Origin of the sequence: Pseudomonas sp. gcc21, assembly GCF_012844345.1 — a bacterium.
GTDB lineage: Bacteria > Pseudomonadota > Gammaproteobacteria > Pseudomonadales > Pseudomonadaceae > Halopseudomonas.
In genome coordinates this window covers 1387859-1411209 of the sequence record NZ_CP051625.1, presented here as the reverse complement: position 1 = coordinate 1411209, position 23351 = coordinate 1387859, and the positions used below count along the sequence as shown (strand labels likewise).

At 60.2% G+C, this 23351-nt stretch carries 16 protein-coding genes; 6 read left to right on the top strand and 10 right to left on the bottom strand.

Translation table 11 applies throughout. From position 1 onward, the window contains the following. The first annotated feature begins 136 nt into the window (after positions 1–136). Positions 137–1315, top strand: coding sequence for a YCF48-related protein (locus tag HG264_RS06635; protein WP_169406925.1), 1179 nt, complete (start codon positions 137–139; stop codon positions 1313–1315). A 24-nt stretch (positions 1316–1339) separates the two neighbouring features. Then, the gene (locus HG264_RS06630) at positions 1340–3694 is read left to right on the top strand and encodes an RND family transporter (protein WP_169406924.1); all 2355 of its coding nucleotides are present in this window, start codon (positions 1340–1342) and stop codon (positions 3692–3694) included. An 87-nt stretch (positions 3695–3781) separates the two neighbouring features. Here HG264_RS06630 and HG264_RS06625 read toward each other — a convergent pair whose 3' ends face one another. The 7 genes from HG264_RS06625 to HG264_RS06595 all read right to left on the bottom strand — a co-directional run bounded on the left by HG264_RS06625 (position 3782) and on the right by HG264_RS06595 (position 11700). Then, on the bottom strand, positions 3782–4798 hold the full coding sequence (locus HG264_RS06625) for an SDR family oxidoreductase (protein ID WP_169406923.1): 1017 nt from the start codon (positions 4796–4798) through the stop codon (positions 3782–3784). A 93-nt stretch (positions 4799–4891) separates the two neighbouring features. Beyond that, the gene (locus HG264_RS06620) at positions 4892–6559 is read right to left on the bottom strand and encodes a BatD family protein (protein WP_169406922.1); all 1668 of its coding nucleotides are present in this window, start codon (positions 6557–6559) and stop codon (positions 4892–4894) included. Further along, a complete protein-coding gene (locus tag HG264_RS06615; protein ID WP_169406921.1) occupies positions 6556–8349 on the bottom strand; it encodes a VWA domain-containing protein in 1794 nt (597 codons plus the stop codon). The genes HG264_RS06620 and HG264_RS06615 overlap by 4 nt, the downstream gene beginning before the upstream one ends. Next, positions 8339–9331, bottom strand: coding sequence for a VWA domain-containing protein (locus HG264_RS06610; protein ID WP_169406920.1), 993 nt, complete (start codon positions 9329–9331; stop codon positions 8339–8341). The genes HG264_RS06615 and HG264_RS06610 overlap by 11 nt, the downstream gene beginning before the upstream one ends. After that, positions 9324–9785 (bottom strand): DUF4381 family protein, encoded by a 462-nt coding sequence (locus HG264_RS06605; RefSeq protein WP_218573048.1) that lies wholly within the window; start codon positions 9783–9785, stop codon positions 9324–9326. Before HG264_RS06605 ends, HG264_RS06610 begins: the two co-directional genes overlap by 8 nt. After that, the gene (locus HG264_RS06600) at positions 9782–10738 is read right to left on the bottom strand and encodes a DUF58 domain-containing protein (protein WP_169406918.1); all 957 of its coding nucleotides are present in this window, start codon (positions 10736–10738) and stop codon (positions 9782–9784) included. Before HG264_RS06600 ends, HG264_RS06605 begins: the two co-directional genes overlap by 4 nt. Positions 10739–10740: 2 nt before the next feature. Continuing rightward, positions 10741–11700 carry a MoxR family ATPase gene (locus HG264_RS06595; RefSeq protein ID WP_169406917.1) on the bottom strand — a complete coding sequence of 320 codons (960 nt, stop codon included), beginning with the start codon at positions 11698–11700 and terminating at the stop codon, positions 10741–10743. Positions 11701–11885: 185 nt separating this feature from the next. Here HG264_RS06595 and HG264_RS06590 point away from each other — a divergent pair, with 185 nt between their 5' ends. Genes HG264_RS06590 through HG264_RS06580 form a run of 3 tightly spaced genes read left to right on the top strand, consistent with a single transcriptional unit; the run spans position 11886 to position 18048 of the window. Continuing rightward, complete coding sequence (locus tag HG264_RS06590) at positions 11886–16730, top strand: NAD-glutamate dehydrogenase (protein WP_169406916.1); 4845 nt, start codon at positions 11886–11888, stop codon at positions 16728–16730. Positions 16731–16746: 16 nt separating this feature from the next. Further along, entirely contained in the window at positions 16747–16971 is a 225-nt protein-coding gene (locus HG264_RS06585) for a DUF2835 domain-containing protein (RefSeq protein ID WP_169406915.1), read from the top strand. A 54-nt stretch (positions 16972–17025) separates the two neighbouring features. Beyond that, complete coding sequence (locus HG264_RS06580) at positions 17026–18048, top strand: quinone-dependent dihydroorotate dehydrogenase (protein ID WP_169406914.1); 1023 nt, start codon at positions 17026–17028, stop codon at positions 18046–18048. Between the two features lie 134 nt (positions 18049–18182). Here the strand turns inward: HG264_RS06580 and rmf are convergent, their stop codons facing one another. Beyond that, on the bottom strand, positions 18183–18398 hold the full coding sequence (gene rmf, locus HG264_RS06575; RefSeq protein WP_169406913.1) for a ribosome modulation factor: 216 nt from the start codon (positions 18396–18398) through the stop codon (positions 18183–18185). Positions 18399–18668: 270 nt separating this feature from the next. On the opposite strand from rmf, the gene rlmKL reads away from it, so the two are divergent. Continuing rightward, a complete protein-coding gene (rlmKL, locus tag HG264_RS06570) occupies positions 18669–20915 on the top strand; it encodes a bifunctional 23S rRNA (guanine(2069)-N(7))-methyltransferase RlmK/23S rRNA (guanine(2445)-N(2))-methyltransferase RlmL (RefSeq protein ID WP_169406912.1) in 2247 nt (748 codons plus the stop codon). A gap of 37 nt (positions 20916–20952) precedes the next feature. On the opposite strand, the gene dacB is transcribed toward rlmKL, so the two are convergent. After that, entirely contained in the window at positions 20953–22425 is a 1473-nt protein-coding gene (gene dacB / locus HG264_RS06565; RefSeq protein ID WP_169406911.1) for a D-alanyl-D-alanine carboxypeptidase/D-alanyl-D-alanine-endopeptidase, read from the bottom strand. Positions 22426–22544: 119 nt separating this feature from the next. Further along, positions 22545–23351 carry a TatD family hydrolase gene (locus HG264_RS06560; RefSeq protein ID WP_169406910.1) on the bottom strand — a complete coding sequence of 269 codons (807 nt, stop codon included), beginning with the start codon at positions 23349–23351 and terminating at the stop codon, positions 22545–22547.

Here is a 23351-nt window from a genome sequence, read left to right as displayed (position 1 = left end):
GTGAGACAGCACTCATCATTGGGATGATTAACAAAAGATAACGGAGGGGCCGTTGTTACCGCTTGTTATTCCCCGTTAGTATTAGGGCTCCTGCCATCTGGGTAGGGGTTCCTATAAGAATAAGGGGGAGTGATGTATGCGTAAGCCCATTAAGCGGCGCGCTTCATCCTGTCGTCCGGCCGGTTTTCCCGGTCAGCTCGCTCAGGGTGGCAAACAATCATTAACACGTCAGGTATTGGCCGCTCTGGGCCTTTCCGTCGTGCTTGCCGGTATTTCGGCTCCAGTTGCTGTAGCGCAGGAAGCGCAGGAACCTGCAACCAGTGCAGCGGTAATGACACCCAAGGCCAGCTCCGCGCTGCTCCTTGACGTTGATCGTGCGGGCGATCGCCTGGTGGCGGTTGGCTCTCGTGGTCATATTCTCTATTCAGATGATAAAGGCGAAAGCTGGCAGCAGGCTCCGGTTCCGACCCGCCAGTTGTTGACGGCTGTCGATTTCGTGGACGAAACCCACGGCTGGGCAGTAGGCCATGATTCGCTGATTCTGCATTCAAGCGACGCCGGTGAAAGCTGGACTGTTCAGTACCGCGACCCGGAGCTTGAGCAGGAAGTCGATCCTGACGGTCCCGGCCTGCTGGAAAAACCCTTGATGGATGTCTGGTTCAGAGACACCCGCACCGGATTCGCAGCGGGCGCCTATGGCCTGTTCCTGCGCACCGATGATGGCGGAAAGACCTGGGATGACCTGACCTACGAGATCGATAACGAAGACGGTTTCCATTACAACGCCATCGCGGAAATTCCCCAGACTGGCCTGTTCATGGTGGGCGAACTCGGCATGATGTTCCGTTCCGCGGACTTCGGCGACACCTGGGAAGCCATTGAAGAACTGCCCTATGACGGATCGCTGTTCGGCGTTACGGGTACTGGCGAGCCGAACGTCGTGCTGGCCTGGGGCCTAAGGGGCAACATGTTCCGTTCCGAGGATTTCGGCGACACCTGGGAGGAGGTCAGACTGATGACGCCGCACAATGGTCCGCTGGAAGCCACCCTGTCGGGTGGTGATTATTCCGAGGATGGCAAGGTCGTCGTGGTGGGTGCTGGGGGCTTCGTGGTAACCAGTGACGATCAAGGCCGCACTTTCACTGTAGCAAGCCGTCCCGACCGGGCTGCTCTGGCAACAGCCACGGTATTGGATAACGGCAATCTGCTGCTGCTTGGTCAGCGTGGCGCAGTGAAGGGTGATTCGACCGGGATGCCGCAGAACGGTTCTGCAGCTGACAGGATTCCTGCGGCCGGTACGCCCGCGGTCCAATAATAATTACACGCCAGGAGAAACTGGATGTCCAAACATCATCAGGAAACCGCTCCGTTTATCGAGCGGTTGATCTTCAATAACCGGCTGGTCGTATTGCTGTTCTTCTTACTGGTTACCCTGTTTTTGGGGTATCAGGCAGCACAGGTCAAGCCGGACACCAGCTTCGAGAAGATGATTCCTCTCGAGCATCCCTACATCGTCAACATGATCGAGCACCAGGACGAGATGGCCAATCTGGGCAACTCGATCCGTATCGCGGTTGCCATCAAGGACGGCGATATCTTCTCTACCGAGTACATGGAGACGCTCAAGCGTATCAATGACGAGGTGTTCTTCCTGCCCGGTGTCGATCGTTCCAGCATGCGCTCGCTGTGGACGCCCAACGTACGCTGGACAGAAGTAACCGAATACGGCTTCGATGGTGGACCGGTGGCCAACCGTCCAGCCTATCTGACCGAAGACGACCTCAACGAACTGCGGACCAACATCCTCAAGTCCGGCGAGATTGGCCGCCTGGTAGCGAACAACTTCAAGTCGACGATCATTGAAGTACCGCTGCAGGAAACCTACCCGAACCCGGAAAACCAGAGCGAGCAGATCCGCCTCGACTACGGTGAATTCTCGCGCCAGCTTGAAGAGAAGATCCGTACCGAGTTCCAGGAAGAGAACCCGAACATCAGCGTGCATATCGTTGGTTTCGCGAAGAAGGTCGGTGACCTGATCGAAGGCATCATCAAGGTATTGATGTTCTTCGCCGCAGCGCTGGCCATCACCTTCGTGTTGCTGCTGATATTTACCCGCTGTGTAAAAAGCTCGCTCACGGCACTGGTTTGCTCGGTCATCGCGGTCGTCTGGCAGCTGGGTCTGTTGCGCACCCTGGGCTATGGTCTGGATCCCTATTCGATTCTGGTACCTTTCCTGGTATTTGCCATCGGTATTTCCCACGGTGTGCAGATCATCAACGGCATGGCCATCGAGTATGCGACGGCCGAAGATGCACCCACTGCCGCACGTCGCGCTTTCCGGTCGCTGTACATCCCGGGCATCGTGGCGCTGCTGTCTGACGGTGTCGGCTTCCTGACACTGCTCCTGATCCAGATTGAAGTGATTCGCGAGCTGGGTATTGCTGCGTCGGTCGGTGTGGCGGTTATCATTCTGACCAACCTGATCCTGTTGCCCGTGCTCATGTCCTATATCGGCATCAGCAAGCGCGCTGTGGAACGCAACCGCAACATGGCATCGCGCCCGCAGAAACTCTGGCTGACTGTCGCCAAGTTTGCGCACCCGACGGTTGCGCCGATTTCCGTGGTGCTGGCTATCCTGGCCTTCGGTTTCGGTATCTATCATGGTCAGAAGGTCGAGATCGGTGACCTTGATCCGGGCGCGCCGGAGCTGCGTGCAGATTCGCGCTATAACCTGGATAACGACTTCATCATCAGCAACTATTCCACCAGCTCGGACGTGCTGGTCGTCATGGTCAGCACACCGCCGGAAATGTGCTCGACCTACGAGACCATGGACGCTATCGATCAGCTGGAATGGCGCATGGTGAATCTGCCAGGTGTGCAGTCTGCCGTGTCGATGGTAAGCGTTGCCAAGCAGGTGATCATGGGTAACAACGAGGGCAGCCTGAAATGGCAAACGCTGTCGCGTAACCAGGACAACCTGAACAACGCGATCAGCCGTGCGCCGTCGGGCATGTTCAACTCGGCGTGTTCTCTGGTACCGGTCATGCTGTTCCTCAACGACCACAAGGCCGATACGCTTGAGCGTGTCACCGCAGAGGTCGAAGCCTTCGCTGAGGAATACAACACTGACCAGCTGGAATTCAAACTGGCAGCAGGTAACGCAGGTATTGAAGCAGCTACCAACGAGGTGATCGAGAAGTCACAGACCAAGATGCTGATCACGGTTTACGTGGTGGTTATCCTGATGTGTCTGATCACCTTCCGTTCGATCCGTGCGGTGCTGTGTATCATCATCCCCCTGGCGCTGACCTCGGTTCTGGCCAACGCGCTGATGGCCTTCCTCGGTATAGGCGTGAAGGTCGCAACCCTGCCGGTAATCGCATTGGGTGTGGGTATCGGTGTCGACTACGGCATCTATATCTACAGCCGTCTGGAGACCTACCTGCGCCAGGGTCTGCCGCTGCAGGAAGCCTATTACGAGACGCTGAAAACCACAGGTAAGGCGGTGACCTTCACCGGCTTCACCCTGGCCATCGGTGTAGCGACCTGGATCTTCTCTGCGATCAAGTTCCAGGCTGACATGGGCATTCTGTTGACCTTCATGTTCCTGTGGAATATGTTCGGCGCCCTCTGGCTGTTGCCTGCTCTGGCACGTTTCCTGATTCGTCCGGAGAAGCTGCGCGGTAAGTAATTGATTGTGCAGTGAAAAAGCCGCTCCCTGGGAGCGGCTTTTTTATGTTTGCGCGAAACACATTGGGGCTTAGCGCAGGGAAGGGTACTAGTGGCGGCCTTGACGGCTCTTCTTCACTCCGGCTGCCAGCGTAACAGCCGCTGCGGCCACCGCTGTCACCACCAGCGGATGACGTGACGCGTAGGCGTAAAGACTCCACTTATGTACACGACCCGGATAGTCGCCACTGGCCTGTCCGGCTTCGCCAGTGCGCACGTCGGCGTTATGCAGGCTGCCTTGTGGATGGCGGTCGCGTCTGCCACTGTGCAGTACATCGTAGATGATGTTGGTATTGATCATATCCGTCAGCCTGGGCGCAAGCTGCACCATGCGGGTGAACATCTTCGAATTGCCGATGTAGATATCCCGGCGGGGGTGTTCACAGGCGTCGAGGATGCTGCGCGCTACTACCTCGGGGGAATACACCGGTGGTGGGAAAGTGGGCGCGCTGCTCAGATAACTTTTTGCGTGGTCGTTGAAAAGGGTGTTGATCGCCGGAGGGCGGACCAGCGTAACGGATACGGGTGACCCGGACTGGGCCAGCTCCACGCGCAGGGAGTCGGTCATGGCTTTTACGGCATGTTTGCTTGCGCTGTAGGCTGCATGCAACGGCAGCGCAGCAGCCGACTCGAGGCTGCCGATATTGATAAGCGCGCCGCCCTTGTTCCGCAGATGCCGGACCGCAATAGTCGAGCCGTAATGGGTGCCCCAGAAGTTGGTCTGCATCACCCGGTGTACGTCTTCGTCCTTGACCTCGTCCATGCGGCCCCAGACAGAACTGCCGGCATTATTGATCCAGGTATCGAAGCCGCCGAAGCGGTTGATCGTCTCACTGGCGACGCGCTCAAGATCTTCACGCTTGCCCACGTCGGCAACCACGTGCATGACCTTATCGCCGGCCGCCAGTTCACGTTCGATTTCAGTCAACGCCTGCTCGTTGCGTGCTACCAGCGTCAGTTTCGCGCCAGCTTGCGCCGCTGCCCGGGCAGTTGCCAGGCCGATACCGCTGGAAGCGCCGGTCACCACGATAACCTGTTCGTTCAAGGGTTTGAGCTTGATCTTCATCGGTCCTCCTGAGTGCGCGCCCTGATGGGGCTTGCGTGGGCTTCATTTATAGAAGCCCTGGCGGAGGGGCGGTTCCCGGTAGGGGACGAGTGGCTAAACGTCAGGGTAAAGCGTGCCGAGCGGATCAGCCGGCGCTTCTGCTGCGCGCTGGCGGCTCTGGATGGTCATGCGCACTGCGCGCCAGAGCGGTTTGCCGCGCCAGGGACTTTCGGTCTGGCTGAACAGGCAGGCGTTGAGCTCGTCCAACGCGTCGGCAAGCTCCTGATTATGATGAGTCAGGGCTATCAGCCCTTCGCTGTGCTGTTGTCTTGCCCACGCCTCAAGGGCCTTGCGGGCTTCGGCGGGGTGGTTGGCGCGGCAGGCGATTTGCAAATCGCCGAGAGGATTACCCTGATGCTCTTCGCCAAGGATTTCTTCCTCTTCAATCATGTCGCCCTCACGCAGGGCACGCCGCGCCCGGTAGAGCAGCAACAGACATACACTCAGGGCGATGCTGAGCAGCAGGCTGGCAAGTTGCCAGGGCCAGACCGCAGCACCCGTTTCCCCGCCTGTGTCTGCAAGCCCCGGCTCGTTGATTGACTGGGCAACGTTGTCCAGCCCGCTCACATTCAGGGTAACGCTGTCCAGCCGCTCGGTACGTAGACGGTCTTGTGTCGTGTCCCACCAGTGCACTTCCAGCTCAGGGACCTGGAATACGCCTTCAGCCTGGGCTACCAGCGCAGCGCTGTCCTGGCGGATGCCGCGAATACCATCGGCGCGGGTGTGGTTTTCCAGCTTGGGCTGATCGGTATATTGACGCAGATGCTGCTCCGTGCCGGGCACCAGGCTAAGCAGAATCGGCAACTGGCTGGCACTCAATCCCTGGGCTTCCACAGTCAGCGTGCGGGTAAGGGGTTCCCCTGTTATGAGGTCCGCGCCCGGGTCCGGCTGCCAATGTTGGGAAAGCGTGAGTTCGCTGGCTGGAATCCAGGGCGCTCCGGATGGGTAGCCGTCAGGCACAGGCCGGACGTTCAGCAGTATGCTTGGCGAGCGCACCTGCACCAGCCGCCCGGTGCGTGCCGAGAACCGGGCGGAGGGATCCACCGGTTGCAGCGTGGTGGCGCTGAACAATTGCGAGGGTATCTCCAGCGTGCCGCTTTGCTGGGGATAGATAGCGTAGCGGACCTCAATGACCCCGTGGCGAACGCCGTTGATTAACTGTTCCGACTGTTGGGCAGAACCGAGCGTCTCTACGCGGGCGTCGGGGATCTCCAGGCCACTCAGGGTCGAGTCATCGTATAGCGAGACTGAATGGTAAACCCTGAGCGTCAGCAGCACCTGAGCCTGGACATAGGGGTTTTCAACGTCGACTTCGCTGTCAATGAATATGGGTGCCAGCTGCGCCACGGAGTCCTGGGCTGCCTGCGCGGCGGTCAGTATCTGCAGACCGATCGGTTCGCTTCTAAGGTCGCCCAGGCTGAGCGGCGGTATCGCAACATAGCCGGTGCGCTTGGGTACCAGGGTCACCACCCATCGGGTCGTGCGCTGGGCAGCGCCGTTGGTCTGGCTGACCAGGTTCAGCTGCCGGGTGCTCTGAATGCGGAAATGTTCCTCCAGTGGGCTGAAATCCGGGCGTGTGAACCGGCTGGCCTGCGGCGTTTCGAGCGTCAGCTCCAGCGTATCGCCCTCGACCAGACGGGTGCGATCAACGCTGGCGAGCAACGCGGCGTGCGCCCAGGTGGGCAACATCAGCAGGACAAGCAGTAACAGTAGAGATTTCATGGCTGCGCTTCCTTACGCTGCTGATATTGATACAGGAACTTGCGCCGCAGTAATTCGGCAGGTTCGTCGGGGATTGCTTCCAGCCACTGATCAAGTGCCTGTTGTTGCTCATCGTGCATCCCGTCCGGGTTGTTCGTCGGGGTGCTGGCTGCGCCAGGCGCGCCATTATCAGTTAGAGCACCCTGCGGCGTACTCCCCGACTGGCCTTGTTGAGCATCAGGCCGCGTGCCTGTTTCACCTTCATCGCTGAGGGCCGATTCGGGCTGGCCATTTTGCAGGTGTTCATCGTTACGAGTCTCTGCGGGCGAGGGCTGCGGGGTTTCGCTGGGTTCAGACTGGCTGGAGGCAGGCCCGGTGGGATCGCCAGGGGAGTTGTTTTCGGCTTCGCTGGCCGTGTCCTGCTCTGCCTGTTGGCGCTGTTGTTCTTCGAGCAGCGCCTCGATTCTGTCGCGGTTGTGACGTGCAGGATGGTGGTCCGGGGCGCGGGTCAGCGCCTGTTCAAAGGCTTCCAGCGCCTCGGGATAACGTCCGCTCATGGCCAGGGCGGTACCATAATTGAAATGGCTGTCGGCGTCATCGGGCTGCTTGTTCAACTGTTCTGCGTAGGCCTCGGCTGCCTGTGGATAGTCACCGGCCTGATACCACGCCCAGGCACGCCAGGCGGGATCTTCAAATTGCGCCGCTGCAGCGTCTGGTTTGTTCTGCTCAAGCAAGGCGACGCCCTGCTGGTCGGGACGCTGCCAATAGTCAGCCCAGTCAGCCTCGGCTGGCACCGGTAGCAAAACAGCGCAGAGCAGCAGACCCAGCCAGCCCCGGCGGGCGCCGAGTGCGGCCAGTGGCAGCAATAGCAGCGCCAGCCAGACGCCGTAGTCCTGGAGCGCTTTGCCCGGTTGCCCATTACCGGCCTGGCTGGCAGGGCGCGGTGCGGCTAGCAGGCGCAGCAGGTCGCGGTTATCCAGCGTCATGCTCTGGTAGCTTGCCCCGTGCCGACGGACCGTACCGGCCAGCGCTCGAGCATTGAGCCGGGGCAGCACTATACGGCCCTGATCATCACGCATGAATCCGCCTTGCTCCAATGCAACGGGCGCGCCCTCGAGGGTGCCTGCACCCAGCACTGCGAGTTGCTCGCCGAGGGCCTCGGCGTGTTGGCCCAGTGCCGCCAGTTCCGTGTCATTGGCGCCGCTGGTAAGTAACAACACCCGGGTACTACGTGGCAGGTCGCTGATGCTGGCTCGCGCCAGTTGCAGGGCCTGATCCAGGTCGCGCCCGGACGATGGCATGATAGCCGGTTCCAGGGCCTCCAGCAGGCTGGTGAGGGTGGCAGGGTCATTGCTCAGGGGCGTGACGGTATGTGCGCTTCCGGCATAGGCTATCAGCCCTACCTGATAACCATCAGGCATGGCGAGGATGTCGCGTATCTTGCGCTTGGCACGGGTAAGCCGGGTAGGCCGCAGGTCATCTGCAAGCATGTTGTGCGACACGTCGAGCACGATCATCACGCTGGGCTGGGCCTGGGGAGTCGACGCCATGGTGACTTCCCTGGACGGACCCGCCAATGCGAGTATGGCCATCACCCAGCAGCCCCCTAGCAGCAGATACCGGCTGCGGTGAGTGCCGCCGGATCCCCGTCGCAACAGTGGGCGCTGCAGATGCGCGGGTAGCACGGATTCCCAGCCCGAGCCCCGATAGGCGTGCTGAAAGGCCAACCAGCACAGTGCCAGCGCCGGCAGCAGTGCAAGCAGCCATACGGGCCGGGTGAAACTGAAGCCGGCAAGCGATTCAAGCCACATTTGACCTCCGATACCAGCCGGTTAGTGCCATGCTGAGGAGCAGGGCGATGCCCAGCGGCCAGGGGTACAAGGGCAGGCTCTGGCGCTGGGTCCGGCCTTCGTGCAATGCGGGCTCCAACCGGTCCAGCTGCTGGTTGATCGCTTCAAAGCTTTCGCTGTCGCGGGCGCGGAAGTATTCGCCGCCGGTAAGCAGGGCGATTTCCTTGAGGGTGCCTTCGTCCAGCTCGACAGATGGGTCGCGCTCGGGCGTGAGCCATGCGCTGGTGTTAGCTGGCGGCTGCTGCGTCTCGGCGCCAATGCCTATGGTAAATATGCGGATCTGCCGTTCAGCTGCCAGTCTGGCAGCCTGAACGGCGCTGATGCGGCCCGCGTTATTGGCGCCATCGGTTATCAGCAATAACACGCGGCGCTCGGCTGGCTGTTGCTCCAGCCGCTTGATGGCCAGCCCTATGGCATCGCCGATTGCGGTCTGGCGGCCGGCTAACCCGATAAAGGCCTCGTCAAGCCATTTCCTGACGCTGTTGCGGTCATGCGTGAGCGGCGCCTGCACAAACGCCTGGGACCCGAACAGGATCAGGCCCATACGGTCTCCGTGACGGCGATCAATAAACTGCCCCACCACCTGTTTCACCAGGCTTAGCCGGTCTACCTCGTCGCCATCAAACTGCATGTCACGAAATTCCATGCTGCCAGACAGGTCGATTGCCAGCATCATGTCGCGGCCGGTGACCTCCATGGGTAACGGGTCTCCGAGCAGCTGGGGCCGGGCTGCCGCGCTCAACAACAACAGCCATATCAGCAAGAACACCCAGGGGGTGCGGCGCACGCCGGGCTCGGCTGGTTCAGGCTGAACGGCCTGCAACCGGGACATGAACGCCACCTGCAGCGCGGCCGGACGATTCTGCGCCGGCGGGGCGAAGCGCCGCACCAGCCAGGGCAGCGGTAGCAGCAGGAATATCAGAGGCCAGCCGAATTCAAACATGGTTGTGTCGCAGCCAGCGTTTCAGCTCATGCTCGAGGTCGCGGCGCTGGCCGCTTGAGAGCGTTATATCCGGGCGATACAAATCGGCGGCCAGAGGCGCGAGCACCTTGCGCTCAGGTTTTGGGTACGTGGCGCACAGGTAGTCGAGCCAGGCGTCACCGAACAGGCGGGTCGCATGGTCCTTGCCCTGACGCTTGAGCAATTGCTTGAGGGTCTTGTTGGCTGCTGCCAGCCATTCCCGGTCGGGTAGTGAGTCGGATAACCCATGCAGCGCCTGCGTGATCCGGGTCCGTTCAAGCCTCCGTCGCTGAACGCTGCGGAGTATCCGCGGCAGAGCGACAAGCAGCAGCAGCGACACCCCCAACACTATCCACCAGCCGGGGGCCGGCGGCCACCAGGGAACCGGCGGGGGCGGCGCTGGATGGATCAGCGCGTCTCTCAATGCGCTACTCATCGGCGGTGGGCACGCCCGGCATGGCTACCAAGCATGACGCTCAGTTGATCGACTGCCGACAGCGAGCTGTCGAGCATGCTCAAACCACAGCGCAGGCGCCTGGCCAGTCGCTGCCAGGCGTGCTGTTGATCAATGAATTGCTGTTGCCAGGCGCTACGCACCGCAGCGTTTTCGGTATCCAGGCTGAAGCGTTGCTGGCCCTGGATGAAGTCCAGAATGCCGGCTTTGGGCAAATCGGCATCCAGCGGATCGAATAGCGGCAGCAGAACGATATCGTTATGTGCAGCGAGGGGCGCCAGCAGGGACTGGTTCATGGTGTCGATGGCGCTGTGATCACACAGCAGATACAGAATGCTACCGGGCCGAATAATCTCCCGGCTGTGACGCAGCGCCATATCCAGCGGCTCGGCGGTGGCTTCGCTGTGCATCTCGAGTGTTTCAGGTATGCGCTGGTTGGCCTGGAGCAACAGGCGAAAGAGCTGCAGGATGGCCTGGCGACTGCGCCGCGGGCGAACTTCATGGCAGGCGTCGGCGGTGAAAACCATGCCGCCGACCCGGTCGTTGTGCGACAGTGCGGTCCAGGCAATCAGCGCGCAGGCGTCGGCTCCCAATACGGACTTGAGACAATGCCGGCTGCCGAGATAGAGGCGGCTGCTTTGTTCACAGATGATGAAGACCGGCCGTTCCCGCTCTTCGTTGAAGACCTTGGTATGCACCTTCTGCGTCCGTGCGGTAACGCGCCAGTCAATGGTGCGTATATCGTCGCCGGGCTGATACGCCCGCACCTGGTCGAAATCCATTCCGCGGCCACGAAGTCGCGAATATTGGCGACCGGTCTGGCGGCTGGTACGCATCGGCCGGCTGAACAGCGGCAGCGCCTGGCAATGCCGTCGGGCATCCAGCAACGATTGCAGCGTGACCCTGACCAATGCATCGGCGCCTTCGATATCCATGCTCAGACGACTGCGACGGATTCTAGGAGGAGCGCGATGACCCGGTCAGCATCAATGCCTTCGGCTTCCGCTTCGAAACTGAGAATCAGGCGATGACGCAGCACCGGATGAATGACTGCCTGCACGTCCTCAGGGCTGACAAAATCGCGCCCGGCAAGCCAGGCATGAGCCCGTGCACAGCGATCCAGCGCAATGGTGCCGCGCGGACTGGCGCCCAGTTGCAGCCAGTCGGCGAGCTGCGGGCTGTACATCTCCGGTCGGCGGGTCGCCATGATCAGCTGAATCAGATATTCCTCTACCGCGTCAGCCATGAACAGTTCGAGCACCTCCTGGCGGGCGGCGAGGATGGTTTCCTGGCTGATGCGCCGGGCCATTCGCGGCTCCTCGCCACGTGCTTCTCCGCGCGCCAGTTGCAAAATCTGCCGCTCCAGAGCGGCGTCTGGAAAACCAATGCGCACATGCATAAGAAAACGGTCAAGCTGCGCTTCGGGAAGCGGGTAGGTCCCTTCCTGCTCGATCGGATTCTGGGTTGCCATGACCATGAACAGGTCCGGCAGCGGGTAGGTCTGCCTGCCGATGCTCACCTGCTGTTCAGCCATCGCTTCCAGTAAGGCAGACTGCACCTTTGCCGGAGCGCGGTTGATTTCATCGGCCAGCACCAGATGGTGAAAGATGGGGCCTTGCTGGAAGCTGAAGCTGGCGGTCTCGGGCCGGTACACCTCGGTGCCGGTTATATCGGCCGGCAGCAGATCGGGGGTGAACTGAACCCGATGAAAGTCAGCCTCGATGCCCTCCGAAAGCACCTTGATCGCGCGGGTCTTGGCCAGGCCGGGCGCGCCTTCCACCAGCACATGCCCGGCTGCAAGCAGGCAAATCAGCATGCGCTCGATGAGCTGTTCCTGACCAAAAATCTGCTCACCCATGAAGGCCTTGAGTTCGAGCAGAGCGTTACGGTGCGTCATGATGAATTTCCATGGATTTGTGCTCCTGCTGGCAGTCACTGCCAGAACATCCTTTTGGTCTAGACTGGGGCTGGTGACGCTGCGTACTCCGGGCCGGCACCAAGGTCGGCCTGGACGCTGTATGTTAACCCAGCTATGCCTCGAAGGTCTGTTGCAGGCCTGTCCCAATCACTGCCGGAGGAAACATGGCATTAATAATGGCCAGTAGTAAAGATGAATTGCTTGCATTGCTCGGCAATCGCTTGCAAGCGCTTGTTGAGCCAGGCGATGCGGAAAACGTGGTGCGATTCAGCCAGCAATTCTTCGGCATCGTTCCGCTCGAGGAGCTGCGCGGCCGGCATGATTCTGATCTGCTTGGCTGCACGCTGTCCTCCTGGCGGTTCTTCCAGCAGTTTGACGGCACCGAACAGAAAATACGGGTCTTCAACCCCGATACCCAGCAACACGGTTGGCAAACCACCCACTCGGTGGTCGAGATACTGCATCGGGACGCACCCTTTCTGGTCGATTCGGTTCGCATGGAACTGAAGCGACAGGGCTACCTCGTGCATACCATGCAGAACAGTGTGATGCGTGTGGAGCGGGATGAGCAGGGGCAACTGCTGCAGGTGTACAGTCGCAACGATGCGGACGCGCAGGGCCACGCCGAATCGGTGATGTTTATCGAGATCGATCGCTGCGCGAGTACACAGGAGCTGCGTACTGTTCAGGCGGGCATAATCGAGGCGCTAAGCCATGTGCGCGCGGCGGTGACGGATTTCGAACCCATGCAGCAGCGCATGGGCGAACTGGTCGAAATGCTTAATGTTGAAGGCGCCTCGCAATTCCCGGCTGAGGAGCGTGCCGAGGCGGTGGAATTCCTGCGTTGGCTGCTGGCTGATCATTTCACCTTTCTTGGCTACGAGCGCTTCCGTATACATGAAGGGCTGCCGAACGGGCGCCTGGGTATTCAAAGTGAGCACAGCCTGGGCGTAGCGGTGCGCGATCCGCTCGACGATGTGACGTCTGACCTGCCGGAAGAGGTGCTGGATTATCTTCGCGCGCCCCTGTTGTTGTCCTTCGCCAAGGCTTCTCGTCTGAGCCGCGTGCATCGTCCGGCTTATCCGGATTATGTCTCCGTGCGGGAAATCGATGAAAACGGCAAGGTGCTCGTCGAGCATCGTTTCTCCGGCCTGTATACCTCGCGAGTGTACTCCGAGGACGTTTCGAGGATCCCCCATCTGCGGCGCAAGGTTGAGCTCGTCAGGCAGGAAGCGGGACTCGATCCGCATAGTCATCTCGGCAAGGATCTTGAGCGGGTGCTGCAGGTCCTGCCGCGGGATGATCTTTTTCAGATGTCCAAGGACCAGCTGCGTGATACCGCTCTGAGCATTGTGCAGATCCAGGAGCGTGCCCGCATTCGCATTTTCTTGCGGCGTGGTAACTATGGGCGCTTCTACTACTGCCTGGCCTATGTGCCGCGCGATCTGTATTCCACCGATATCCGTATGAGGATCCAGGCGGTACTGATGGATCGGCTTAAGTCCAGCGAGTGTGAGTTCTGGACGTACTTCTCCGAATCGGTACTGACGCGCACCCAGTTCATTCTGCGCGTCGACCCCAAAAACGGTCAGGAACTAGATCACGTGAAAATTGAGCAGGATGTTATCCAGGCATGTCGCGGCTGGCACGATGATTTCAGCGACCGTTTGCACGAAACCCTCGGCGAGGCCGATGCCACCGAGGCCTGGGACAACTTCTCCGACAGCTTTCCGGCCGGATACAGTGAACGCTTTACCACCGCGTCCGCCGTGGTTGACCTCAAGCATCTGCTGAACCTGAGCGAGGAGAATCCGCTGGGGATGAGCTTCTACCAGCCGCTCCGGCAGAAGCAGGGCGTGCTGCACTGCAAGCTGTATCACTTGCATGAGCCGCTGCCCCTGTCGGACGTGATGCCGATCCTGGAGAACCTCGGGCTGCGGGTCATGGGTGAGTTTCCCTTCCGGATCGCCAGCGCCAGCGGGCCGGTGTACTGGATACACGATTTCGAGTTCACCTATGCGCTGGACAGTGCGCAGGACATCCAGGAAGTCAACGAGCTGTTCCGCGACGCTTTCATCAATATCTGGCGTGGCCATGCGGAGAACGATGGGTTCAACCGCCTGGTGCTGCTGGCCAGCATGTCCTGGCGCGATGTGGCGCTGCTGCGAACCTATGGTCGCTACATCAAGCAGATCCGCATGGGCTTTGAACTGCCTTATCTGGCCAACACGCTGGTTACCCACTCGACCATTGCCCGGGAGCTGGTACGACTATTCAAGACGCGTTTTTATCTGGCGCGCAAATCCTCGGCAGCCGAGCTGGAGGAGCGTCTCGAACAGGCAATCATCAATGCGCTGGACGACGTGGCAGTGTTGAACGAGGACCGCATCCTGCGCCGTTATCTGGATCTGATCAAAGCCACGCTGCGCACCAACTTCTATCAGAGCGATGAGAGCGGTGGTCCGAAGGATTACATCAGTATCAAGTTCGATCCCCAGCGAATTCCGGAGTTACCGCTACCTCGGCCAATGTTTGAAATATATGTCTACTCGCCGCGCTTCGAAGGGGTTCACCTGCGCGGTGGCAAGGTGGCCCGTGGAGGGTTGCGCTGGTCGGATCGCGAGGAGGATTACCGCACCGAGGTGCTGGGTCTGGTCAAGGCGCAGCAGGTCAAGAACGCGGTCATCGTACCGGTTGGGGCGAAGGGCGGATTCGTACCGCGCCGCTTGCCGGCTGGCGGATCGCGGGACGAGATCCAGCAGGAAGCTATCGCATGTTATCGCCTATTTATCAGAGGTTTGCTTGATATAACTGATAATTACGTTGAGGGTGTCGTGGTGCCGCCGGAGCAGGTTGTTCGTCACGATGACGATGATCCTTATCTGGTGGTCGCGGCGGACAAGGGCACGGCGAGCTTCTCCGATATCGCCAACGCCATCGCCGCGCAATATAACTTCTGGCTGGGGGATGCGTTCGCCTCCGGCGGCTCGGCGGGTTATGACCACAAGGCCATGGGCATCACGGCGCGGGGTGCATGGGTGTCGGTGCAGCGGCATTTCCGCGAGCTGGGGGTCAATGTTCAGGAACAGCCGGTCACGGTCGTTGGCATTGGCGATATGGCGGGTGATGTGTTCGGCAACGGCATGCTGTTGTCGCGCAAGTTGAAAGTGGTTGCGGCGTTCAACCATATGCATATTTTCATTGATCCGGACCCTGATCCGGAGGCGAGCTTTGTCGAGCGTGAGCGGCTGTTCAACATGCCCCGTTCCAGCTGGAGCGATTACAGCAGCGAGTTGATTTCCGAAGGCGGCGGTGTATTTGAGCGCAGCCTCAAGCAGATTCAGCTCACCTCGCAGATGCAGGCGTTGTTTGACATCAGCGAGGACACGCTCACTCCAGCCGAGCTTATCAATCGCCTGCTCAAGGCGCCGGTTGATCTGATCTGGAACGGCGGTATCGGTACTTACGTCAAGAGCGCTGCAGAAAGCCATGCCGATGTGGGCGACAAAGCCAATGACGGAGTCCGGGTCGATGGAGCGGAGCTGCGCTGCAAGGTGGTCGGGGAGGGCGGCAACCTGGGGATGACGCAGCGTGGCCGCATCGAGTACAGCCTCAACGGTGGCCGCTGCAATACCGACTTTATCGATAATGCCGGTGGCGTCGACTGCTCCGACCATGAGGTCAATATCAAGATCCTGCTCAACGAAGTGGTCGCCACCCAGGAGATGACCGGCAAGCAGCGTAACCGCCTGCTGGCCAGCATGACCGATGAAGTCGCAGGCCTGGTGCTGGCCAATAACTACAAGCAGACCCAGGCGATCAGTCTAGCTGAGCGCCAGGCACGTCTGGCCATGGGCGAATATCGCCGCCTGATCAGCGCGCTGGAGGCCTCCGGCAAACTGAGCCGTTCGCTGGAGTTCATTCCCGAGGACGAGCACCTGGCCGAGCGCTCGGCACGCGGCGAGGGCCTGACCCGTGCGGAGCTGGCGATCCTGATTTCCTACTCCAAAGCTGATCTCAAGGAAACGCTGGCTGCCTCCGATGTACCGGATGACGAATACTTGGGTGAGGAACTGCATACAGCCTTTCCGTCGACCCTGGTGGAACGTCATGAAGATGCGTTGGCCGGACACCGCTTGCGTCGCGAGATTATCGCTACCCAGCTGGCCAACGACATGGTCAACCACATGGGTGTGACCTTCCAGCGGCGGTTGGAGCAATCAACCGGCGCATCGGTCGGAGAAATCGCTCGGGCCTATGTGGTCGCCCGCGACGTGTTCCGTCTGAATTATCATTTCGCGACCATCGAAGCGCTGGATTATCAGGTGCCGGCGCAGGTCCAGTTTGATCTAATGGATGATCTGATGCGTCTCGGCCGCCGGGCCACGCGCTGGTTCATCCGCAACCGTCGGCTAGACCTGCGCGCGGCTGATGAGGTGGCGCATTTCGGGCCGCGGATCGTGGCGCTTGCCGAACAGTTCGACGGCCTGTTCGAAGGCCCTAAGCGAGGCGTGTGGGAGACACGTTACAACAGCTATCTGACGGCGGGTGTTCCAGAGCAGATTGCTCGCATGATTGCCGGGACCGGGCTGTTCTATTCAATGCTCGGCATTATCGAAGCGGCGGACGCCACCGGTCAGCCAACGGAGCGGGTGGCGCGGGTGTCCTTCGTGCTGGGTAGCGAGTTACAGATCCCCTGGTTCGGCCAGCTGGTGTCCAACCTGCAGGTGGACAATCACTGGCAGGCGCTGGCGCGGGAGAGCTATCGCGACGATCTGGATGGCCTGTTGCGGACCATGACCGTCTCGGCATTGCAATCCTCCAGCGAGGATACGGACGTCGATGCGGTGGTTGACAACTGGATGGAGCGCAACGAGCAATTGCTGGTGCGCTGGCGCAGTATGCTCACAGATCTCAAGAGTGCGACGACCGGGGACTATCCCATGATCTCGGTAGCTATGCGAGAATTGCTGGATCTGGCACAGGGGGCCAACAACCACATGGGTTGATCCAGCAAGGAGAGCCATGCAGCAGTTGATTTTTGATCTGTCGTTGCCCGCCGAGCGGTTCCTCGAATGGTATCGGGGAACCGCCAAGCGGGTCACGATGCTTAGCCGGGACGGTCGGCGCATCAGCCTGCCGGCCCACCATCTACGCCGGTTTCTGACGCACGAAGGTATTTATGGCAGCTTTGTCATGACCTTCACCGCGCAGGGTCAGCTGGTGTCACTCGAGCGCTTGAAGCCTTGAGCGCTGCAAGCCGGTATACTCTCGCACCGACATTCCCCACCAAGGCCTGACTTCATGTATTCCACGTTGCGCTCCCTGCTGTTTCGCCTGCCTGCAGAAACTTCCCATGATCTTGCTCTGGACATGATCGGTGCCGCCGGGCGGCTTGGGCTGGAAAAGCATCTGGCGCAGCCGGTAGCACGCCAGCCGGTGGAAGTCATGGGACAGGTTTTTGATAACCCCGTCGGGTTGGCCGCAGGGCTGGACAAGAACGGTGTCGCTGTTGACGGCCTGGCAGGGCTGGGGTTCGGCTTCATCGAAGTCGGCACGGTGACGCCTTTGCCGCAACCCGGTAACCCGCGGCCGCGGCTGTTCCGTTTGCCGGAGCGCAACGCGATCATCAACCGCATGGGCTTCAATAACCAGGGTGTGGATGCGTTGCTCGAACGGCTTGCCAGGGTGCGTTACAAGGGCGTGCTGGGGATCAATATAGGCAAGAACGTGTTCACGCCGGTTGAGCGCGCGGTGGACGATTATCTGGTATGTCTGCGCAAAGTTTACAGCCGTGCGGGCTACGTGACAGTCAATCTGTCCTCACCCAACACCCCCGGGCTGCGCACTCTGCAATTTGGCGACACGCTCAAGGAACTGCTGGAACAGATTAAAACCTGCCAGCTGGAACTGAGCCGGCAACACGGGCGTTACGTGCCGGTGGCGATCAAGATCGCGCCGGACATGAACCCGGAGGAGCTGACAATGGTCGCGCAAACGCTGGTCGACCAGGGCATGGATGCGGTCATCGCTACCAACACCACGCTCGAGCGCGGCGCAGTGGAAGGCCTGAAGCATGCCGAGGAAGCGGGCGGTCTGTCCGGCGGTCCATTGACCGAGGCATCGACGGAAGTCATCCGCGTGTTGGCCTCAGCGCTTAACGGACGCTTGCCGATTATCGGCGCCGGCGGGATTTTATGTGGGGCGGATGCAGCGGATAAGGTCAAGGCGGGTGCCAGTCTGGTGCAGCTCTATAGCGGCTTTATCTACCGTGGCCCTGAACTGATACGTGAATGTGCGGATGCGATTGCAGCTATCCGAACCTGATCAGGCGATAACGGAAAGAACCGGTAAGCAGGGAGAAGTGCCGTCTGGTTGGCCCCCGCACTGCGGGGGCCGGTTGGGCCTGCAAGGCCCGGCGCTTGGAGAGAGCGCCTTTGGAGAAATCGTACTCGGGGGAATTAACCTACGGCGCGCATTTCGTTCAGGCGATGCACGCCGGATATGCCCTTGAAGCCGGCCCAGTGATCGGCACGGCCCTCCCGCCAACCGTTAATCCAGTTCTGTCGTGCGGCGGCGCTATTGAAGGGGCAGGAATCTTGGGACTTGCCATGAACACCATTCTGGTACCCGCGGAGGAATGCTCTTTCCACAGGATCACGCTTCAGTCTTCTCATAAGGTAGAACCCTCACTTGATATGACATACCCGTCTCGCAACCAGCGAGGCGGGCGGTTGGCTCCAGAGCAAATGCCCTGGAACCCATGCGCCGCCGCCTGTCAGGCCCGGCTGCATGTTCTGCAGCTTGCAACACAAAAGCGATTGCTCTGTTGTACCCTAACCAGAGCGGCCTGTCCAAATATCAAAATGGCATGAATACATTGTTACTTAAGCGTGAAGATCCTGTGCTCTCACGCTCAATCGAAACACAATCTGGAAATCAATTAGATGCGCTCCACTGTTGAATTTTTTATTACCTGTCCAAAGGGCCTTGAAGGTCTGCTTCTGGACGAACTGCTGGCCTTGGGTGCTGGGAGCGCCAAGGAGACCGTAGCGGGTGTCAGCGTCAGCGGTGATCTCGCGCTGGGCTACCGCATCTGCCTGTGGTCGCGTCTGGCGAACCGGGTATTGCTGGTTCTCGACCGCTTTGCTGTCGGCGACGTCCAGGACCTCTATGACGGCGTGGCGCGCATCGACTGGGCCAGTCATATGCGTGCCGACGACAGTCTGGCCGTTGATTTCACCGGTATTCTGCCGGGGGTGGATAACACCCACTTCGGGTCGTTGAAGGTCAAGGACGCGGTGGTTGACGTGCTGCGCCAGGCAGACGGCACCCGGCCCTCGGTGGACAAGAACAATCCTGATCTGCGCATCAACGTGTTCTGCCGCAGCAATGAAGCCCAACTGGCGATCGATCTGTCCGGCCAAAGCCTGCATCAACGCGGTTACCGCCTGCAACAGGGTGCCGCGCCGCTCAAGGAAAACCTGGCGGCGGCGATCCTGCTGCGCGCGGGCTGGCCTGCACTGGCGGCTGAAGGCGCTGCGCTGGCCGACCCGATGTGTGGCTCGGGCACCTTCCTGATCGAAGCGGCGCTGATGGCTGCTGACGTTGCGCCGAACCTTCAGCGTAAGCATTGGGGCTTCAGTAACTGGCTGCAGCACGATCCTGATCAATGGCAGCCCGTGCTTGAGCAGGCACAGCAGCGGGCGGAGGCCGGACTGGCAAAACCGCCACTGTGGATTCGGGGTTACGAGGCCGATCCGCGCATGCTGCAACCGCTGCGTAACAACATCCAGCGCGCCGGATTGAGCGAATGGGTGAAGGTCTATCAAGGTGAGTTGGCCACCTTTGCGCCGGCACCGGATCGTGGCCAGAAAGGGCTGGTGGTGTGTAATCCGCCCTACGGCGAGCGTCTGGGCGAGGCGGCCAGTCTGGTGTATCTGTATCAGAAACTCGGCGAAGTGCTGCGTCAGCAGTGCCCCGGCTGGCAGGCGGCAATATTTACCGGTAACCCTGATCTGGGCAAACGTATGGGTATCCGCAGCCATAAGCAGTACTCGTTGCTGAACGGGGCGATCCCCTGCAAGCTTCTGCTGATGGACCTGGTACCCGAGCGTTTTGTCACGGGCGACAACCCTGTCCGTGGCAATGACAGGGCCGAGCAGCGACCGGCAGTCGAGAATCCGCAACCGGCATCCTCGCGCACCCGCACAGACACGTCTGCAGCGCCTGCGTCTTCTGCCCCGACTGCAGCGCGGCTCAGCGAATCGGCGCAAATGTTTGCCAATCGTCTGAAGAAAAACCTCAAGGCGCTGGGCAAGTGGGCACGCCAGCAGGATATTTCCTGCTATCGCGTGTACGACGCCGATATGCCCGAATTCGCCGTTGCGATTGACCTCTACGACGGCTGGGCGCATGTGCAGGAATATGCCGCGCCGGCGAGCATCAGCGAAGCGAAGGCTCAGGCCCGCTTGCAGGATGTATTGGTTGCTCTGCCCGATACCCTCGGCATTCCCGCCGACAGGGTGGTATTGAAGCAGCGCCAGAAGCAGGCCGGCAAACAGCAGTATCAGCGCATGGATAGACGCGGCGAGTTCATGACGGTGCGGGAAGGGCAGGTCAAGCTGCTGGTCAACCTGACCGATTATCTGGATACCGGCCTGTTTCTGGATCACCGTCCGCTGCGTTTGCGGATTGCCCAGGAAGCACAGGACAAGCGCTTCCTCAACCTGTTCTGTTATACCGCCAGTGCCACGGTGCATGCGGCGGTCGGCGGCGCGCGCAAGACCACCAGCGTTGACCTGTCACGAACCTATCTGGATTGGGCCAGACGTAATCTGTCGTTGAACGGACTGTCAGACCTGCATGAACTGGTTCAGGCTGATGTAATGGAATGGCTGGAGGCGGCCGAGGGCGAATACGATCTGATCTTTGTTGACCCGCCGACTTTCTCGAATTCCAAGCGCATGGAGGATGTTTTTGATATCCAGCGTGACCATGTGCACTTGATTGACATGGCCATGGCCCGGCTAGCGCCCGGCGGTACGCTGTATTTCTCAAATAACTTCCGACGCTTCCGCATGGCGCCGTCGCTGGAAGCCAGCTACCAGGTGGAGGATATCTCGGCGGCAACGCTTGACCGGGATTTTCAGCGTAATACGCGCATCCACCGGACCTGGCGCATCACTCGTTGAAGGGGGAGTGGTCGGGGCCTTAACCCCGACCATCTAGTCACTGGCTGGCAGCGATATCAGTGGGTGCGCGACGGTGAACGTCCTGTAGCACCAGATCAAGCGCCTCGCGGCTGGCACCAGCGGTGGCGTGGTTGACGAAGGCGGTAACAGCCCAGCTTTGTCCATTGGCATCCCGGGTAATACCCGCGATCGCCCGCACGCTGTTCAATGCGCCTGTCTTGATATGCGCCTGGCCTGCAACGGGCGTGTTGCGCAAGCGTTTACGCATGGTCCCGTCCATGGCCGCCAGCGGCATCGAAGCGATGAACTCGGCGGCATAGGGGCTCTTCCAGGCCTGCTCCAGAAGCTGCGCCATATCCCGGGCGCTCATGCGTTCGATCCGGGACAGGCCCGATCCGTTGTCCAGCACCAGCCCATTGGGCTCGATATTCTTGTCAGCCAGCCACGACATGATGGTGCGATTGGCTGCCTGGAAATCATCCACATCGTCGGCGCTGCGGTTTTCACGGCCAATGGTCAGGAACAACTGGCGCGCCATGGTGTTGTTGCTGTACTTGTTGATATCACGCACTACCGAGACCAGGTCGGGCGACAGGCTTGTGGCCAGCCGACGCGCCTTCGGTGGCACTTCGCCGAGTCGGGTCTCGCCACGGATCTGGCCACCCATTTCCTGCCACAGCGTACGCACCAGACTGCCGGTGTAAGTCTGCGCATTCAGCGCAGAGAGATAACGCTGGGTCGAGCAGCCCTCGTGCAGCGCGCCCGTCAGCGTGACCTGCGCCTGTCTGCCATTATCTTTCACCGAATACGCGACGTTGGGCCAGGGGCAGGACTTGACCGCCGGGAGCGTCTTGACCTGATTATCCAGCTTCACTTCGGGCAGCGCCGGGTCCAAGTGAACCCGCGTCTTGTCACCCTCGGCAAAGGTGCTCAACGTAAACAATTTGAGGTTGGTCAGCAGCGGGTCAGGTTCCACCAGAAACGGACGGCTGGGGTCATTGCCGTCGTCATCAAAGGGTGCTGCACCGAGCGGCAGCAACAGATCGCCGGGTTTGAGTACCAGGTCACCCTTGATCTCGCGTACGCCATTGGCGCGCAGCTCGCGCAGCATTACCCATACGCGATCCATGGTCAGCTTGGGGTCGCCATCGGTATCAAATACCAGATCACCGTGCAGAACGCCGTCACGTACCGGACCGGTTCCGTACAGGCCGGCACGCCACTGGTAGGTCGGGCCAAGAATTTCCAGCGCAGCGTAGGTCGTGACCAGTTTCATGGTCGAGGCAGGGTTGAATGCCTGGTCAGCGTTGATGAACTGGGACATGCCCTGGCCTTCAAGGGGGATCACCGCTAACGAAAACGCGCTGGCTGGAACGCGGGCTGCTGCAAGGGCGGAGCTGACTTTGGCAGGTAGCTTGCCGACATCTTCAGCGCTGAGCGGCGCAGCCGCCAGTGCCAGGGCAAGAGCGGGAATCAGGCTACGAAATGTGGACTTGAAGAAAGATGACATGACCGAAGAACTCCACGTACGGCCTGAATGCAGGTTGAGCCTGAACAGGCTCGCGTAAGTTCCCATCATTGCTCGGATTTTAAGCTACGCCAAGGGCTGTGCGACTAGCGGTAGCGGTACTACTGAGAGGTTTGACCAGGCGGCAGATTGAAAAAGCGTCGCGCGGTGGCGCAGGTATGTTCGCTAAGGGTTTCGAGGCTTTCTTCACGACACTCCGCCACCATCTCGGCGACCCATGGCAAATAGCCTGGCTCGTTGCGTCGATTCTTCGGCTTGGGCGACAAGGTCCTGGGCAGAAGCCAGGGTGCGTCGGTTTCCAGCATCAGCCGGCCGGCCGGAATGTCCTTCATCAACGGACGCAGATGGGTACCGCGTCGCTCGTCACAGATCCAGCCAGTGATACCTATATGCAAGTCCATATCCAGATAGCGATACAGCGCCTGTTTATCTGCCGTGAAGCAGTGCACTACTGCGGCGGGCAAACGGTCGCGGAAGTCGGCGAGCAGCTCTATCAAGGTCTGGCTCGCATCGCGTTCGTGCAGAAATACCGGGTAACCGAGTTCGGCTGCCAGGCTTAATTGATCTTCCAGTGCTTTGAGCTGGAGTGGGCGGGGAGAGAAGTCGCGGTTGAAATCCAGGCCACATTCGCCGATCGCCTTGACGCTGTCTGCTGTGGCAAGAGAACGAAGGTCGGATGCCTGGGCGGCATTCCAGTGGCGGGCCTCATGGGGATGAACCCCGGCGGTACAGAAAAGTTGATCAGGAGCCTGGGCGCAGAGCGCCTGGGTAACCGGGCAGCTTTCCAGCGAAGTGGACGTCAGCACCATCTGGCTGACGCCCGCTTCACGGGCCCGGTCCAGCACGGCCTCACGGTCTTTATCAAAAGCGGCGTCAGTCAGATTGACGCCGATATCGATCCATTCCAT

What these genes read in the sequence shown, in the direction of transcription:
- HG264_RS06590 (WP_169406916.1), top strand. Translation starts at nt 11,886, where the DNA reads ATGGCATTAATAATGGCCAGTAGTAAAGATGAATTGCTTGCATTGCTC.
- HG264_RS06635 (WP_169406925.1), top strand. Translation starts at nt 137, where the DNA reads ATGCGTAAGCCCATTAAGCGGCGCGCTTCATCCTGTCGTCCGGCCGGT.
- HG264_RS06620 (WP_169406922.1), bottom strand. Translation starts at nt 6,559, where the DNA reads ATGAAATCTCTACTGTTACTGCTTGTCCTGCTGATGTTGCCCACCTGG.
- HG264_RS06630 (WP_169406924.1), top strand. Translation starts at nt 1,340, where the DNA reads ATGTCCAAACATCATCAGGAAACCGCTCCGTTTATCGAGCGGTTGATC.
- HG264_RS06605 (WP_218573048.1), bottom strand. Translation starts at nt 9,785, where the DNA reads ATGAGTAGCGCATTGAGAGACGCGCTGATCCATCCAGCGCCGCCCCCG.
- HG264_RS06600 (WP_169406918.1), bottom strand. Translation starts at nt 10,738, where the DNA reads ATGGATATCGAAGGCGCCGATGCATTGGTCAGGGTCACGCTGCAATCG.
- HG264_RS06625 (WP_169406923.1), bottom strand. Translation starts at nt 4,798, where the DNA reads ATGAAGATCAAGCTCAAACCCTTGAACGAACAGGTTATCGTGGTGACC.
- dacB (WP_169406911.1), bottom strand. Translation starts at nt 22,425, where the DNA reads ATGTCATCTTTCTTCAAGTCCACATTTCGTAGCCTGATTCCCGCTCTT.
- rmf (WP_169406913.1), bottom strand. Translation starts at nt 18,398, where the DNA reads ATGAGAAGACTGAAGCGTGATCCTGTGGAAAGAGCATTCCTCCGCGGG.
- HG264_RS06585 (WP_169406915.1), top strand. Translation starts at nt 16,747, where the DNA reads ATGCAGCAGTTGATTTTTGATCTGTCGTTGCCCGCCGAGCGGTTCCTC.
- HG264_RS06580 (WP_169406914.1), top strand. Translation starts at nt 17,026, where the DNA reads ATGTATTCCACGTTGCGCTCCCTGCTGTTTCGCCTGCCTGCAGAAACT.
- HG264_RS06595 (WP_169406917.1), bottom strand. Translation starts at nt 11,700, where the DNA reads ATGACGCACCGTAACGCTCTGCTCGAACTCAAGGCCTTCATGGGTGAG.
- HG264_RS06615 (WP_169406921.1), bottom strand. Translation starts at nt 8,349, where the DNA reads ATGTGGCTTGAATCGCTTGCCGGCTTCAGTTTCACCCGGCCCGTATGG.
- HG264_RS06610 (WP_169406920.1), bottom strand. Translation starts at nt 9,331, where the DNA reads ATGTTTGAATTCGGCTGGCCTCTGATATTCCTGCTGCTACCGCTGCCC.
- HG264_RS06560 (WP_169406910.1), bottom strand. Translation starts at nt 23,351, where the DNA reads ATGGAATGGATCGATATCGGCGTCAATCTGACTGACGCCGCTTTTGAT.
- rlmKL (WP_169406912.1), top strand. Translation starts at nt 18,669, where the DNA reads ATGCGCTCCACTGTTGAATTTTTTATTACCTGTCCAAAGGGCCTTGAA.